This window comes from Denitromonas ohlonensis (genome assembly GCF_007625205.1).
GTDB classification, from domain to species: domain Bacteria; phylum Pseudomonadota; class Gammaproteobacteria; order Burkholderiales; family Rhodocyclaceae; genus Nitrogeniibacter; species Nitrogeniibacter ohlonensis.
On sequence record NZ_VMNI01000007.1, the window covers coordinates 177,597 to 192,904 of the forward strand.

Sequence of the window (15,308 nt, forward strand, 5' to 3'; positions counted from 1 at the left end):
GAGTCAATCGCATGTCTATGGTTATTGAACGCGAAACGGCCGCAGTGACGAAGGTCGTGCTGGAACTGGAAGTGGCGAACCACGCCGGGGTGATGTCACACATTTGCGGCCTGTTTGCGCGCCGTGCCTTCAACGTGGAAGGCATCTTGTGCATGCCGCTGGCCGACGCCTCGCGCAGCCGCATCTGGCTGCTGGTGTTTGAAGATGAGCGTCTGGAGCAGATGATCAAGCAGGTCGAAAAGCTCGAAGATGTGATCAGCGTGGTTCGGCATGGCGCCGAGCACGCCGTGTTCGAGCGTCTGGAAACCTTCTTCCGCTAAAGCGAGCGGTTGAAGAAAACGGCCGGCATTGCGCCGGCCGTTTGCCGTTTACTGTGCCGTGGCGCCAGCTTCGGTGGGGGTTTGCCAGCCGCCGCCGAGCGCGCGGAACAGATCGGCAATTGCGGTCTTTTGTGCCGCCGATGCGTTGGCCAGCGCCACTTGCGCGTCGAGCAGGCTGCGTTCGGTGTCGAGCACCTCAAGCCGGCTCACCAGCCCGGCATCAAAGCGCTGTTGCGACTGGTCCAGCGCGGTGTGCAAGGCTTCGACCCGCGTGGCCTGTGCTGCGCGGCTGTCAGTCGCGCCGCGTTGGGCCGCCAAGGCGCGACGCACATCGGCAAAGGCGCCGGCCACGGCCTGGGTGTAGCGCAGGCGGGCTTGCGTGGCGCGGGCCTCGGCGATGTCGACATTGCGCTTCAGGCGACCGGCGTCCCAGATCGGCTGGGTGAGGCTTGCGGCCAGCGAGAACACGCCGGCGTTGGCATCGAGCAGATTGGAGAGGTCGGTCGATTCGCGCCCCAGCGCGGCGGTCAGCGCGATCGCCGGCAGGCGTTGCGCCTGCGCTTCGCCAATGCGTGCGGTGGCGGCGACAAGCGCCTGCTCGGCCTCGATCAGATCGGGGCGACGGCGGAGGAGTTCGGCGGGCAGGCCGGCCGGCACCACCACGGCGGTGTCGGTCTTGGCGCCGCGCGCCAGCGTCTCTTCGAAGATCGCCCGCGGCGAGCGCCCGAGCAGCACGGCCAGCGCCGCTTCGGTGCTTTGCTGCGCGCTCAGCGTCGTGGCCAGATCCGATTCGACTTGGGCCACGGCGGCATCGGCTTGCAATACGTCGAACTGCGAGGCGCTGCCGGCGTCCATGCGTTGGCGCAACAACGCGGCGGTGTTCTTGCGGGCGCTCAGCGTTTGCTGCAGCACACGCAGGCGTTCGTCGGCCGCTTGCAGGTCGAAGTAGCGCGTGGCCAACTCGGCGCTGAGCGACAGCGCCACCGTGCGCCGCGCCGCCACCGCGCCGAGCAAGTCGGCGCGTGCGGCCTCGCTGGCCTGGCGGTAGCGCCCCCACAGATCGAGCTCGTAGCTGGCGCTCAGGCCCAGCGTATGAAGGTTGTAGGTGCGGGGGTCGGTGGCGATGCCTTGTTCGCTGCTGCGAATGCGATTGCTGCCGGCGCTGGCGCTGACGGTCGGGTAGCGGTCGGCGTCGGCGATGCCAGCGCGGGCGCGGGCTTCTTCGAGCCGGGCTGCGGCCAGTTGCACGTCGGCGTTGTGGGTCAGCGCTTCGGCCATCAGTTGGTCGAGCACCGGGTCCTGGTAGTGCAACCACCAGGCGTCGCCGAGCTGGGTGGCGAGCGTGGCGCTGGCCGGTACCGCCTCAAACTGGCCGGGCAGCGCGATGGTCGGTGCTTCATACACCGGGCCGACGGCGCAGGCGCTGAGCACCAGCGCGGCGAGGAGGGGGGCGAGGCGCGTCAGGGGCTTAGTCATGGCCGTGCCCCTTGCCGTTGGCTTCCGCTTGGGCGACCAGTTTTTCGTGGGTGATGTCATGGTGAATACGGATTTCCTCGAACATCTCATCGCGGGAGCGTTGCTCCGAGAGTTTGTGTTCGGTGATGAAACGATAGAACAAGGGCACAAAGAACACCGCCAGGAAGGTCGCCGCGAGCATGCCGCCGACCACCCCGGTGCCCACCGCATGCCGTGCACCAGCGCCCGCACCGCTCGACAGCACCAGCGGTGTGACGCCGAGGATGAAGGCCAGCGAGGTCATCAAAATCGGACGGAAGCGCAGGCGGGCTGCTTCGATCGCGGCGGCTGCAGCGCTCATGCCTTCGCGGTGTTTATAGATGGCGTACTCGACGATCAGAATCGCGTTCTTGGCGGCGAGGCCGAGCAGGGTGACCAGACCGATCTGGAAATACACATCGTTGGTCATGCCGGTCAGCCACACCGCAGCGAGCGCGCCGAAGGTGCCAAAGGGCAGGGCCAGCAGCACCGCCAGTGGCAGCGACCAGCGCTCGTATTGCGCTGCGAGAATGAGGAAGACCATCACCGCGCCGAGCACCAGCGCCAAGCCGGACGAACCGCTGGATCGACGCTCCTGGTAGGCCGCGCCGCTCCAGTCGAGGCTGAAGCCCGGCGGCAGAGTCTTGGCGGCGATTTCTTCCAGCCGGGCGATGGCCTGGCCGGTCGAAAAGCCCGGTGCCGCGCTACCCAGGATCTTGACGGCCGGCAGGTTGTTGAAGCGCTCCAGCGTGTCGGGGCCGGCTTCGTTGCGAATGGTGGCGAGTGACGAAATGGGCACCAGCGCGCCGCCGTCGGCCCGCACATACGCGGCCGCGATGTCCTGCGGTTCGTTGCGGAAGGCCGGATCGGCCGACATCAGCACCTGCCAGGTGCGGCCATACTTGTTGAAGTCGTTCACATAGTAGCTGCCGAGATTGGCGCCCAGCGTGGCAAACAGGCCGTCGAGCGGTACGCCGAGGCTCTTGGCCTTTTCGCGGTCGACATCGACAAACAGCTGCGGCGTCGACGCGCGCCAGAGGGTTTGCGCCATGGCAAACATCGGGTCCTGGTTGACCGCACCGAGGAACAGGTCCTTGGTGGCGGCCATGACTTTCGGGTCGTTGTCGCCCCGGTTTTGCAGGTAGAACTCGAAGCCACCCGCGTTGCCCAGACCAAAGATCGCCGGCGGGTTGAAGGACAGGATCAGCGCCTCCTGAATGTGGCCGGTGGTGGCGTAGGTCTTGCCGACCAGTTCAGCCGCCGTGGTGGTCCGCTCGTCCCAATGCTTGAGCGTGACGAAGAAGGTCGCCGCGCTGTTCTTGAAGCTGCCGCCGAGGAAGTCGAAGCCGGTAAAGGCGATGGTGTAGGCGACGTTCGGATCGCTGCGGATGATCTTTTCGACCTCGGCCACGACCTTGTCGGTGCGCTCCAGCGAGGCGCCGTCGGGCAGGAAGACCGCGGTGATGAAGTAGCCCTGGTCTTCGTCCGGCACCAGGCTGCCGGGCGTGGATTGCCACAGCTGCGCGGTGATGGCGACCATGCCGACAAACAACAGCAGGCCGACCATGCCGCGGCGGATGAGCCACGCAACACCATGGGTGTATTGGCGCGTGACGACATCGAAGGCGCGGTTGAAGCCGCGGAAGAACCAGTTGGTGGCCTTGTGCTCATGACGCAGGATGAGCACGCATAGTGCCGGCGTCAGCGTGAGCGCAACGACGCCCGAAATGCTCACCGCGATGGCGATGGTGACCGCGAACTGCCGGTACAACTCGCCAGTGAGTCCGCCGAGGAAGGCAATCGGCACAAACACCGCGCACAGCACCAGCACGATGGCGATCACCGGGCCGGTGACTTCGCGCATGGCCTGAATGGCCGCCTGGCGAACCGTCAGGCCTTCCTCGTGCATGATGCGCTCGACGTTCTCGAGCACTACGATGGCGTCGTCCACCACGATACCGATGGCCAGCACCATGCCGAACAGGGTCAGCGTGTTGATTGAGTAGCCGAGCATCATCAGGCCGGCGAAGGTGCCGATCAACGACACCGGCACGGCCAGGGTCGGAATCAGCGTGGCGCGCCAGTTCTGCAGGAACAGGTACACCACCAGGAACACCAGCGCCATGGCCTCAGCCAGCGTTTTGATGACCTCGCGGATCGACACGTTGACGAAGTCGGTGGTGTCGTAGGGAATGGTGTAGCTCAGGCCGTCGGGGAAACGCGTGCCCAGGTCCGCCAGCGTGGTTTTGACATCCTGCGCGACATCCAGCGCGTTGGCGCCCGGCTTGAGGAAGATGCCGACCAGGGTAGCCGGCTGGCCGTTGATGCGGCCGATGAAGTCGTAGTCGCGGGCGCCGAGTTCGACGCGTGCCACATCCTTGAGGCGCAGCTGGGCGCCATTGGCGTCGGCACGCAGGATGATGTTTTCGAACTCGCTGGCCTCGGCCAGACGGCCGCGGGTATTCACCGTCAGTGACAGGGCCTGACCGGTGGCGACCGGCGGCTGGCCGATGCGACCCACGGCGTACTGCGCGTTCTGCTCCTCGATGGCGCGGATCACGTCAGTGGTGGCGAGATTGTGGTGGCGCAGACGATCCGGATTGAGCCAGACCCGCATTGCGTAGTCCTTGGCGCCGAAGATCTGGACGTTGGTGGTGCCCGGCACGCGCTTGAGCACATCGAGTACGTTGAGCGTCACATAGTTGCTGGTGTAGACGTCATCGAAACGACCATCCGGCGAGTTGAAGGCCACCACCTGCAAGAAGGCGGACGAGCCTTTCTCGACGCTGATGCCCTGGCGGCGTACCTCCAGCGGCAGGCGCGGCTCGGCCTGCTTGACGCGGTTGTTGACGTTGATCACCGCTTGGTCGACATCGGTGCCGATGTCGAAGGTGACCTGAATCTCGACGCGGCCATTCGAGGCCGAGGTCGAACTCATGTAGAGCATGTTCTCGACACCGATGATCTGGGTCTCGAGCGGCGCGGCGACGGTCTTTTCGATCACGTCGGCCGAGGCGCCGGGGTAGGTTGCGGCGACGGTGACCACCGGCGGTGCGATTTCGGGGTATTGCGCAATCGGCAGGCCGCGCATGGCGGCCAGACCGGCGATCATGATGAACACCGAGAGGACCGTCGCGAAGATCGGACGGTCAATAAAGAAGCGCGAGAACATGCTTAGGCTCCCGGCTTGGCGGCGGCATCAGCCGGCGGCGTGACCGACACCGGGGCGCCCGGGCCGATCTTGAGTACGCCATCGGTAATCACCTGGTCGCCGGCAGTCAGTCCATCGACGACCATCGTGTTGCCGCTCCAGTCCAGCGGCGTGACGGGGCGTACGGCGGCCTTGCCCTCGCTCACGATATACACGAAGCGGCCACTCGGCCCTTCGAGCACCGCGCGCTGCGGCACGGCGATGGCGTTGGGGCGGGTCGCGCCTTCGAGGCGTACACGCACGAATTCGCCGGGCCGCAGGCGACGGTCGGCGTTCGGCAGATCGGCTTGCGCTTCGCTGCTACCGGTTGTCGGGTCGATGCGCACATCGGTGAAGTCGAGGCTGCCGGTGGTGTTCGTGGCTTGGTGGGCGGCGCCGATCAGTCGTACCCGGAAGCGGCCGTCGGCCAGGCTCAGGCGGCCCGCGGCGATGTCATTGTCGATGCGCGTGCGATCAGAGTCCGGCAGGCCAAAGCGCACCTGAATCGGGTCGGTCTGGGTGACTACCGCGAGCAGGGTTTCGGGCCCAGCCAGCAAGCTGCCTTCGGATTGCAGTGCGCGTGAGGTGATGCCGTCGATGGGCGATTCGACGCGGGTGTATTTGAGCGACAGACGCGCTTCGGTCAGGCGGGCGCGCGCGGCCAGCACATCGGCGGCGGCGATTGCCTGGTTGGAGGTGGCGTCGTCAAAGTCGCGCTGCGCCACGGCCTTGGAGGCGACCAGCGGCTTGAGGCGCTCGGCTTCGCGGCGGGCTTGCGCCAGGCGGGCATCGGCGGCGGCCAGATCGGCTTTGGCGCGGGCGACGGCGGTCTCGCTGGGCACCGGGTCGATCTGGAAGAGCGACTGGCCGGCTTTGACGCGGGCGCCTTCCTCGTACTTCCGCTTGAGCAGGATGCCGCTGACGCGGGGGCGGATTTCGACCTCGCGGGCGCCGTGCAGGCGGGCGGGGTATTCGAAGCTCACCTCAATCGAGGTTGGCATTGCGGTCATGACGCTGACTGAGGCGGGCGGCGGCGCGGCGTTCTGGGATGCGGGGGCGTCGCTGCCGCAAGCGCTGACCACCAGGGCGGCGGCAGCAATCAGGGCGACGACGGGGTGTGATGCCGTTCGCGTGAAAGGGATGAGGGCTGGCATTGGGGCGTGTTCCGATCGTTATTGGTATGGGCGCAATTGTAGAAACATTCATGAATGTATGTAAAGTGACATTTTCGATTTTGTGTGCTTCAATCCGTGGCAACAGATGTCAGCAAGGACTGCGAGAGCGATGGTAAGAAAGACCAAAGAAGAGGCGCTCGAGACGCGACATACGATTCTCGATGCGGCCGAAGCGGTGTTCTACCGCAAGGGTATGGCGAGGACGACCTTGGCGGATATCGCGGAAGCGGCCAGTGTCACGCGCGGGGCGATCTATTGGCATTTTGCCAACAAGGGCGAGGTGTTCGAGGCCATGATGCGCCGCGCCATCGACCCACTCGAGGCGATCTCCGAGGTCGACTACTCGACCAGCGAGCGTCCGCTGGAAGAGCTGCGTGAACGGGTGCTGGGCGTGATTGAGCGTATCAATTCCGATCCGCGTTACATCCGGGTGTTTGCCATCGCAATGCACAAAAGTGAATACGTGGACGAGATGGTGCCGGTGGTGGATCAGTGCATGGAGTGCTGTGACCGCCATCTGCTGCGTCAGGAGCAAGCCTTTGCGGTGGCCAGAGCGCGGGGCGATTTGCCGGCCTCGGTTGACCCGCATCGCGCGGCCTTGTCGTTGTCCGTCATGATCGATGGACTGATCGCCAGCTGGAGTCTCCAGCCCGACGTCTACTCGCTGGATCTGGCGGGCGGGCTGATCAATTGCTTCTTTTATGGGCTCAAGCACGACGCCTGTCATTGAGGGCTGCGCCGGCCATTGGGCGGCGGCCCCGCCATTTGATAAACTCGCAAGCTTTCCTCGCTCGCGGTAGATCCCATGTCCGGTAATCGTTTAGGCAAGTTGTTTTGCGTGTCGTCCTTTGGCGAGTCGCATGGGCCGGCGATCGGCTGTGTGGTTGACGGTTGTCCGCCGGGGCTGGCGATTACCGAGGCGGATATTCAGGCCGAACTGGATCGGCGCAAGCCGGGCACCTCGCGCCATGTGACGCAACGCCGCGAGCCCGACACGGTCGAGATTCTCTCAGGCGTGTATGAAGGCCTGACCACCGGCACGCCGATCGCGCTGTTGATCCGCAATCAGGACCAGCGCAGCAAGGACTACTCCAATATTGCCGAGACCTTCCGTCCCGGTCACGCCGACTACGGCTACTGGCAGAAATACGGCATTCGCGACCCGCGCGGTGGCGGTCGCTCGTCGGCGCGCGAGACGGCGGTGCGTGTGGCGGCGGGTGCGATTGCGCGCAAGTGGCTGACCGAGCGCTACGGCATCGTGATTCGCGGCTACATGGCGCAGCTCGGCCCGATCGAGATCCCGTTCAAAGCCTGGGAAGACCTCGACGCCGAAGGCAATGCCTTCTTTGCGCCCAATCTCGCGATGGTCCCCGAGCTGGATGCCTATATGGACGAGCTGCGCAAGTCGGGTGATTCGATCGGCGCGCGGATCAATGTGGTCGCCACCGGCGTGCCCGTGGGCTGGGGCGAGCCAGTGTATGACCGCCTCGACGCCGATATTGCCCACGCGATGATGAGCATCAATGCGGTCAAGGGCGTCGAGATCGGCGCCGGTTTTGACAGTGTCGTGCAGCGCGGGACGGAGCATTCGGACGAAATGACGCCTGCGGGCTATCTCACCAACCACGCCGGCGGTGTGCTGGGTGGCATCTCCAGCGGGCAGGATGTGATGGTCAGCATGGCGATCAAGCCGACCTCCAGCATCCGGCTGGATCGCCGCTCGATCAACAAGGCGGGTGAGCCGGTGATCGTCAATACGCATGGCCGGCACGATCCCTGTGTGGGCATCCGCGCCACGCCGATCGCCGAGTCCATGCTGGCACTGGTGCTGATGGATCACGCATTGCGCCATCGTGCTCAGAATGCCGATGTGGTCTGCGCGACGCCGAAGATCGCCGGTCTGGCGCCGGAGGGCACGCAGGCGGTGCCGTCGCCGACACTCGGTGCACGGGGCGATTGACCTGAATCAACTCAATGCCGCAGGGCGGGGCGTAGGCTGAAGTCAACGAAACGGCAACAAAGAGAGGACGAAAGATGAGCTTGCAAGCCCATGATCTGCATACTGAATTCCCCGAATACCGCGACGCGATTCATGCACTGAAAGTGTCCGACAACCACTTCTCGCGCCTGTTTGATCGCTACCATGAAGTCAATCGCCATGTGGTGCGTATCGAGGTGGAAGCCGAGGTGGCGACCGATCCGGAGCTTGAGGATCTGAAAAAAGAACGGCTCAAACTCAAGGATGAGTTGTTTGGTCTGCTGCAACGCTTCAGCCCGGCCTGAACCGGTTCGCGACATGACGAAAGCGCCTGCGGGCGCTTTTTTCATGTCTGCCGTGCATGCGTCGTTTGCGGTGGCGGGCTGTCGGTACAATGCCGGCCATGCTTCCTTACTGGCGCCTGTCGGGCTACTACTTCTTCTATTTCGCGTTCATTGGCGCTTTTTCGCCGTACTTCACGCTCTACCTGCAGTCGCTCAGCTTTTCGGCCACGGATATCGCCATTCTGATGTCGCTCATGCAGGTCATGCGGGTGGTGGCGCCCAATCTGTGGGGCTGGTTGGCTGATCGCCTCGGTGCGCGGATGCCCATCGTGCGCTTGTCGGCTTTTGCGTCGCTGGCGGGCTTCGCGGTGTTCTTTCAGACCACCAGCTTCGAAGGCATCTTTGTCGGCATGGCGATCATGGCCTTCTTCTGGAGCGCGGCCTTGCCGCTGGTCGAGAGCCTCACGTTCAGCCACCTCGCGGGGCAATCGGGGCGCTATGGCAACATCCGGCTGTGGGGCTCGGTCGGATTCATTGTCGCCGTGCTCGGCATCGGTCATGCCTTGAGTTGGCTGCCCGTCGATAGTCAGTTGTGGATGACCGCCGCCCTGCTGGCGGGGATTGCGGCGTTTGCGCTATGCGTGCCCGAGGCGCCGCGGCCGCCGCATCATCACGACACGCCCGGGCTGTCGGCGGTGCTTCGGCGGCGCGATGTGCGCGCCATGCTCGGGGGCGCGTTCTTTATGTCGGCGGCGCATGGCGCCCTGTATATTTTCTACTCAATCCTGCTGGTTGATGCGGGCTACTCGAAAGCCTTTGTGGGCTGGATGTGGACGCTCGGCGTGGTGGCGGAAATCGGGGTCTTCATGGTCATGCCGCAGCTGACCCGACGCTTTGGTCTGCGTCAGATTCTGCTCGTTGCGTTTGCCGCGGCGGTGCTGCGTTTTGCAATGATTGGCTGGGGTGTGGCTTCGCTGGTGGTGCTGGTACTTGCCCAGTTGCTCCATGGGGCAACGTTTGGTGCTTATCATGCGGCCTCGATTGCGGCGGTGAATCAGTGGTTCCCGGGGCGGCTACAGGCGCGTGGGCAAGCGATCTACGGCAGTTTGAGTTTTGGCGCGGGTGGGATGCTGGGCGGTTTGATCAGCGGTTACACTTGGGACTGGATGGGCTCTGGCTGGACATTTACCCTCGGCTCCGTGTTTGGGCTGATGGGCTGGTTGTTGATCTGGCGGGGCTGGCGGAATGACTCGCATCAGGAGGTGTAACATGCGTAAAACTTGGAGTCGCTGGTGTGGCATGGCATTGGCCGCGCTGGTGCTGGCGGGGTGTCAGACGATTCAGACAACGCAAGGCGGCGCGGTCGGTGTGGATCGCGGCCAGTCGATGCTGGTCTCGGCCTCGGAAGTGGAGCAAGCCTCGGCGCAGCAATATCAGCAGGTGATCGCCGCGGCGCAGAAGAAAGGTCAGCTCAATCGTGACCGACGCATGCTGACGCGGGTGCGTGGCATCGCCAACCGGCTGATTCCGCAGACATCCGCTTTCCGTGCCGACGCGCCGGGTTGGCGTTGGGAGGTCAACGTGATCGAGTCAAACGAGCTCAACGCCTGGTGTATGGCGGGCGGCAAGATTGCGTTCTATCGTGGTTTGATTGACCGCTTGAAACTGACTGACGACGAAATCGCGGCGGTGATGGGGCACGAAATTGCTCACGCACTGCGTGAGCACGCCCGCGAGCGCGTGTCGCAAGCCATGGTCACCAATATTGGAGTATCGGTATTGAGCGCGGCAGTCGGGCTCGGGCAGCCGGGCGCGGAGTTGATGGGCACGGTCGCCAAGGTCAGCTTTGAGCTCCCCAACTCGCGCCTGCACGAGACCGAAGCCGACAGCATGGGGGTCGAGCTGGCCGCTCGCGCCGGCTACGATCCGCGCGCGGCGGTGGGGCTGTGGGACAAGATGGCGAGCCAGAGCAATGGTGCGCAGCCGGAATGGCTGTCCACCCACCCCTCGCATGCGACCCGCAAGGCCGAACTGGCACGCGATGCCGCGCGGGTGATGCCGATCTACGAGGCCACCCGGCGCCGTTGAAAATGCGGATGGCGCACTGCAGCATATCGGCTATCCAGCAGGGAATAGCTGTGGTTTAATCAAACGTTCACGGTGTGTTGGAAGACAAGATGCAACAAGCACAAACACTTTACGAAAAGTTGTGGTCCAGCCATGTGGTTCGCCAGGATGCGGACGGCACGGCGCTGATCTATATCGATCGTCATCTGGTGCACGAAGTCACCAGTCCGCAGGCCTTCGAAGGGCTCAAGCTGGCCGGGCGCAAGCCGTGGCGGGTGAGTTCCATCGTGGCCACGGCCGATCACAACACGCCGACCGATCACTGGGAGGAGGGGATCAAGGATCCGATCTCTCGCCAGCAGGTCGAGACGCTGGACGCCAACATCCGCGAAGTCGGGTCGCTGGCCTATTTCCCGTTCAAGGATGAGCGTCAGGGCATCGTGCACGTGATCGGACCGGAAAACGGCGCCACGCTGCCGGGCATGACCGTAGTCTGCGGCGATTCGCACACTTCGACGCATGGCGCGTTCGCCTGTCTGGCGCATGGCATCGGCACCTCCGAGGTCGAGCATGTGCTGGCCACGCAGTGCCTGATGCAAAAGAAATCGAAGACGCTGCTGATTCAGGTCGATGGCGATCTGGCTCCGGGTGTGACCGCCAAGGACGTGGTGCTGGCCATCATCGGCCGTATCGGCACGGCCGGCGGGACGGGCTACGCGATGGAATTCGGCGGCAGCGCGATTCGTGGGCTGTCGATGGAAGGTCGAATGACGATCTGCAACATGGCGATCGAAGCCGGCGCACGCGCGGGCCTGATTGCTGTGGACGAGACCACGATCGAGTACCTGAAAGGGCGTCCGTATGCGCCCGCGGGCGATGCGTTTGAGCAAGCGGCCACCTACTGGCGCACGCTCACCTCTGACGCCGGCGCGGTGTACGACAAGGTCGTCGAGATGGACGCCGCGGCGATTCGCCCGCAGGTGACCTGGGGCACGTCCCCCGAAATGGTGTCCGACATCAGCGGTGTGGTGCCTGATCCGGCGGCCGAGAAGGACCCGGTCAAGCGCGAGGGCATGACCCGTGCGCTGGCCTACATGGGCCTGGAAGCCGGCACGCCGATCAAGCGCATTCCGGTCGATCGTGTGTTCATTGGCTCGTGTACCAACTCGCGGATTGAAGATCTGCGTGCAGCGGCCGCGGTGGCCAAGGGGCGCCAGAAGGCCGATTCGGTCAAGCAGGTGCTGGTGGTGCCGGGTTCCGGACTGGTCAAGCGCCAGGCGGAGTCGGAAGGGCTGGACAAGGTCTTTGTTGCGGCCGGTTTTGAGTGGCGTGAGCCGGGCTGTTCGATGTGCCTGGCCATGAACGCCGATCGTCTCGAGTCGGGCGAGCGTTGCGCGTCGACCTCGAACCGCAACTTTGAAGGGCGCCAGGGCGCCGGTGGCCGGACCCATCTGGTGAGTCCGGCGCTGGCGGCTGCGGCGGCGATTGCCGGTCACTTTGCCGATGTGGCCGAGTTGAACTGAGGAGCGTGAGATGAAACGACTGATCGCTTTGATCGTGGCCACGATGGCCTTGGTGAGCCTGTCGGCATGCAATACGGTGCGCGGCGTGGGTCAGGATATTGAAAAGGGTGGCGAAGCCATCCAGAAGGCGGCGAAAAAGTAATGCGAGCTTTTACAACTCTCGATGGATTGGTCGCGCCACTCGACCGTGCGAATGTCGATACCGACGCGATCATCCCGAAGCAATTCCTGAAGTCGATTCAGCGCAGTGGCTTCGGCCCTAACCTGTTCGACGAATGGCGCTATCTGGACCACGGCGAGCCGGGCATGGACAACAGCACCCGCAAGCTGAATACGAACTTCGTGCTCAATCAGTCGCGGTACACCGGCGCGCAGATTCTGCTGACTCGTGACAACTTCGGCTGCGGCAGTTCGCGTGAGCACGCGCCGTGGGCGCTTGACGACTACGGGTTCCGCGCGCTGATCGGCACCAGCTATGCCGACATCTTCTTCAACAACTGCTTCAAGAACGGCGTACTGCCGATTTGTCTGCCAGCAGATGTTGTTGATCGCCTGTTTGCCACTTGCCTGGCGAACGAGGGCTATCGCCTGAAGATCGATCTGGCCGCGCAGCAAGTGATCGAATCCGACGGAACCGCTCACCATTTTGATGTGGACGCCTTTCGCAAGGAATGCCTGCTCAATGGCTGGGACGAGATCGGGCTGACGCTGCGCCATGCTGACGAGATCCGCGCATTCGAGGCGAGCCGCAAGGCCGAGCATCCTTACTACTTCCGCTAATCGCGAACCCATTTGCTGTCGGCGTGCGTGGCGCGCCGGCCGGAGAATTGAATGAAAATCTGTGTGCTGCCCGGCGACGGAATCGGTCCCGAGATCATGGCCCAGGCGCTGCGCGTGCTGGACGCATTGCGCGCTGACGGTTTGCCGTTTGAAACCGAAACCGCACATCTGGGCGGTTGCGCCGTCGATGCGACCGGCGTGCCGCTGCCCGAGGAAACGCTCAAGTTGGCCAAGGCGGCTGATGCGGTGCTGCTCGGTGCCGTGGGCGGCCCGCAGTGGGATGCGCTGCCGCGCGAACAGCGTCCAGAACGCGGGCTGCTGGGCATCCGCAAGGAACTGAATCTGTTTGCCAACCTGCGACCGGCGATTCTGTATCCCGAACTGGCCAACGCCTCTTCGCTCAAGCCCGAGCTGGTGGCCGGGCTGGACATCATGATCGTGCGCGAACTGACCGGCGACATCTACTTCGGTCAGCCGCGCGGCATCGAGGTGCGCAATGGCGAGCGCGTGGGCTACAACACGATGATCTACAGCGAATCCGAGATTCGCCGCATCGGCAAGGTGGCCTATGAGATTGCCCGCAAGCGCGGCGGCAAGCTGTGCTCGGTGGACAAAATGAACGTCCTCGAATGCACCCAGCTGTGGCGCGACGTCATGATCGAGATGGCGCCGGATTACCCCGATGTAACCCTGAGCCACATGCTGGTCGACAACGCCGCGATGCAACTGGTGAAGAACCCGAAGCAGTTCGACGTGGTGGTCACCGGCAATATCTTTGGCGACATCCTGTCGGACGAAGCGGCGATGCTGACCGGCTCGATCGGCATGCTGCCGTCGGCCTCGCTCGACGAGAACAACAAGGGCATGTACGAGCCTTGTCACGGTTCGGCGCCCGATATCGCCGGCAAAGGCCTGGCCAACCCCTTGGCAACGATCCTGTCGGTTGCGATGATGCTGCGTTACACCTTTAATCAGGAAGCGGCCGCGCAGCGTATCGAGACGGCGGTCAAGTCGGTGTTGGCGCAGGGCTATCGCACCGGCGATATTTACGAGGCCGGCACGCGCAAGGTGGGCACGATTGAAATGGGCGACGCGGTGATCGCGGCGCTCTGATCCGGAAATCTTTGAAACCAGGAATCAAGACGATGGCAACGATGCGAGTAGGTCTGGTGGGGTGGCGCGGCATGGTCGGCTCCGTGCTGATGCAGCGCATGCGCGAAGAAAACGATTTTGCGCTGATCGACCCGGTGTTTTTCAGCACCTCCAACGCCGGTGGTGCTGCGCCTGACGTGGGCAAAGATGCGCCCCCGTTGCAGGACGCAAACAGTATTGACGCGCTCAAGGCCATGGATGTGATCCTGACCTGCCAGGGCGGTGATTACACCAATGAGGTCTTCCCCAAACTGCGTGCGGCGGGCTGGAAGGGCTACTGGATTGACGCGGCTTCGGCGCTGCGCATGAAGGATGAGGCAATCATCGTTCTCGATCCGGTCAACATGGATGTCATCCGCAACGGTCTGCACCGCGGCGTGAAGGATTACATCGGCGGCAACTGCACGGTCAGCCTGATGCTGATGGCGCTGGGCGGCCTGTTTCAGAACGATCTGATCGAGTGGGCCACGTCCATGACCTATCAGGCCGCGTCGGGTGGCGGTGCGCAGCACATGCGCGAACTGCTCAACCAGATGGGCTATTTGAACGCTGCCGCCGGTGATGCGCTCAAGGATCCGGCAGGTGCCATTCTTGATATCGACCGCAATGTCGCGGCTGCGCTGCGCAACAGCGACTGCCCGACGGCGCAGTTTGGCGTGCCGCTGGCTGGATCGCTGATTCCCTGGATCGACAAGGATCTGGGTAACGGTCAGAGCAAGGAAGAGTGGAAGGGCCAGGCCGAAACCAACAAGATTCTTGGTCGCAGCGGCAGCCCGATCGTGATCGATGGACTGTGCGTTCGCATGGGCGCCATGCGCTGTCATTCGCAAGCTTTAACAATCAAGCTAAAGAAAGACGTCCCGCTTGACGAAGTAAACGACATGCTGGCCAAGGCAAACGGTTCGGTCAAAGTGGTGCCCAACGAGCGCGAGCTCTCGATGCGGGATCTCACGCCGGCCGCCGTCACGGGAACATTGACGGTTCCGGTGGGGCGTCTGCGCAAGATGGGCATGGGCGGGGAGTATCTTTCCGCCTTTACCGTCGGCGACCAACTGCTGTGGGGTGCTGCCGAGCCCTTGCGTCGTATGTTGCGCATCTTGCTCGAGCAGTAATTTGCGATGGCCCGGTGCTCAGGTGCCGGGTCATGTCATGACCGTCGAATGCGGAATATGACGCTTGTAAGACCGCGATTGTCATTGGCTGGCAGACCGGAGAAGGAAATTTTCCTTCCGTTTTAAGGTTTTGCGGATAATACTTAATGTGGATACTTGCTTGATACACCCTATCCATAATGATATGTTCGCAATCCTGTATTGCTCCAGCGCGAGGATGCGGTTTTGAATAC

General features: G+C 63.4%; 14 protein-coding genes. 11 read left to right on the forward strand and 3 right to left on the reverse strand.

All coding sequences use genetic code 11. The features are described from left to right. Window positions 1-11 precede the first annotated feature (11 nt). Window positions 12-320 (forward strand): acetolactate synthase small subunit, encoded by a 309-nt coding sequence (gene ilvN, locus FHP89_RS08040; protein WP_391525495.1) that lies wholly within the window; start codon window positions 12-14, stop codon window positions 318-320. 48 nt (window positions 321-368) lie between these two features. On the opposite strand, the gene FHP89_RS08045 is transcribed toward ilvN, so the two are convergent. The 3 genes from FHP89_RS08045 to FHP89_RS08055 are packed head-to-tail and all read right to left on the reverse strand — an operon-like array spanning window position 369 to window position 6,158. Then, window positions 369-1,796, reverse strand: a complete 1,428-nt coding sequence (locus FHP89_RS08045) for an efflux transporter outer membrane subunit (protein WP_186300176.1) — start codon at window positions 1,794-1,796, stop codon at window positions 369-371. After that, window positions 1,789-4,986, reverse strand: a complete 3,198-nt coding sequence (locus FHP89_RS08050; protein ID WP_144172896.1) for an efflux RND transporter permease subunit — start codon at window positions 4,984-4,986, stop codon at window positions 1,789-1,791. The genes FHP89_RS08045 and FHP89_RS08050 overlap by 8 nt, the downstream gene beginning before the upstream one ends. A 2-nt stretch (window positions 4,987-4,988) precedes the next feature. After that, on the reverse strand, window positions 4,989-6,158 hold the full coding sequence (locus FHP89_RS08055) for an efflux RND transporter periplasmic adaptor subunit (protein ID WP_144172898.1): 1,170 nt from the start codon (window positions 6,156-6,158) through the stop codon (window positions 4,989-4,991). A 130-nt stretch (window positions 6,159-6,288) separates the two neighbouring features. Between FHP89_RS08055 and FHP89_RS08060 the strand changes: the two genes are divergently transcribed. From FHP89_RS08060 to asd, 10 genes are all read left to right on the forward strand, one after another. Then, entirely contained in the window at window positions 6,289-6,909 is a 621-nt protein-coding gene (locus tag FHP89_RS08060; RefSeq protein WP_186300177.1) for a TetR family transcriptional regulator, read from the forward strand. Between the two features lie 75 nt (window positions 6,910-6,984). Next, entirely contained in the window at window positions 6,985-8,139 is a 1,155-nt protein-coding gene (gene aroC / locus FHP89_RS08065) for a chorismate synthase (protein ID WP_144172902.1), read from the forward strand. A 74-nt stretch (window positions 8,140-8,213) separates the two neighbouring features. Beyond that, window positions 8,214-8,462, forward strand: a complete 249-nt coding sequence (locus FHP89_RS08070) for a YdcH family protein (protein ID WP_144172904.1) — start codon at window positions 8,214-8,216, stop codon at window positions 8,460-8,462. Window positions 8,463-8,560: 98 nt separating this feature from the next. After that, window positions 8,561-9,709 carry an MFS transporter gene (locus FHP89_RS08075; RefSeq protein ID WP_144172906.1) on the forward strand — a complete coding sequence of 383 codons (1,149 nt, stop codon included), beginning with the start codon at window positions 8,561-8,563 and terminating at the stop codon, window positions 9,707-9,709. A gap of 1 nt (window position 9,710) precedes the next feature. Continuing rightward, the gene (locus FHP89_RS08080) at window positions 9,711-10,529 is read left to right on the forward strand and encodes a M48 family metallopeptidase (protein ID WP_144172908.1); all 819 of its coding nucleotides are present in this window, start codon (window positions 9,711-9,713) and stop codon (window positions 10,527-10,529) included. A gap of 89 nt (window positions 10,530-10,618) precedes the next feature. Next, window positions 10,619-12,031, forward strand: coding sequence for a 3-isopropylmalate dehydratase large subunit (leuC, locus tag FHP89_RS08085; protein WP_144172910.1), 1,413 nt, complete (start codon window positions 10,619-10,621; stop codon window positions 12,029-12,031). Window positions 12,032-12,041: 10 nt separating this feature from the next. Continuing rightward, window positions 12,042-12,173 carry an entericidin A/B family lipoprotein gene (locus FHP89_RS08090; protein ID WP_144172912.1) on the forward strand — a complete coding sequence of 44 codons (132 nt, stop codon included), beginning with the start codon at window positions 12,042-12,044 and terminating at the stop codon, window positions 12,171-12,173. Next, complete coding sequence (leuD, locus tag FHP89_RS08095; RefSeq protein ID WP_144172914.1) at window positions 12,173-12,811, forward strand: 3-isopropylmalate dehydratase small subunit; 639 nt, start codon at window positions 12,173-12,175, stop codon at window positions 12,809-12,811. Before FHP89_RS08090 ends, leuD begins: the two co-directional genes overlap by 1 nt. Window positions 12,812-12,862: 51 nt before the next feature. Further along, window positions 12,863-13,924: a 3-isopropylmalate dehydrogenase gene (gene leuB / locus FHP89_RS08100; protein WP_144172916.1), complete on the forward strand. Its 1,062-nt coding sequence runs from the start codon at window positions 12,863-12,865 to the stop codon at window positions 13,922-13,924. Window positions 13,925-13,956: 32 nt separating this feature from the next. Further along, window positions 13,957-15,075: an aspartate-semialdehyde dehydrogenase gene (gene asd, locus FHP89_RS08105; protein ID WP_260851519.1), complete on the forward strand. Its 1,119-nt coding sequence runs from the start codon at window positions 13,957-13,959 to the stop codon at window positions 15,073-15,075. The last annotated feature ends 233 nt before the right edge of the window (window positions 15,076-15,308 follow it).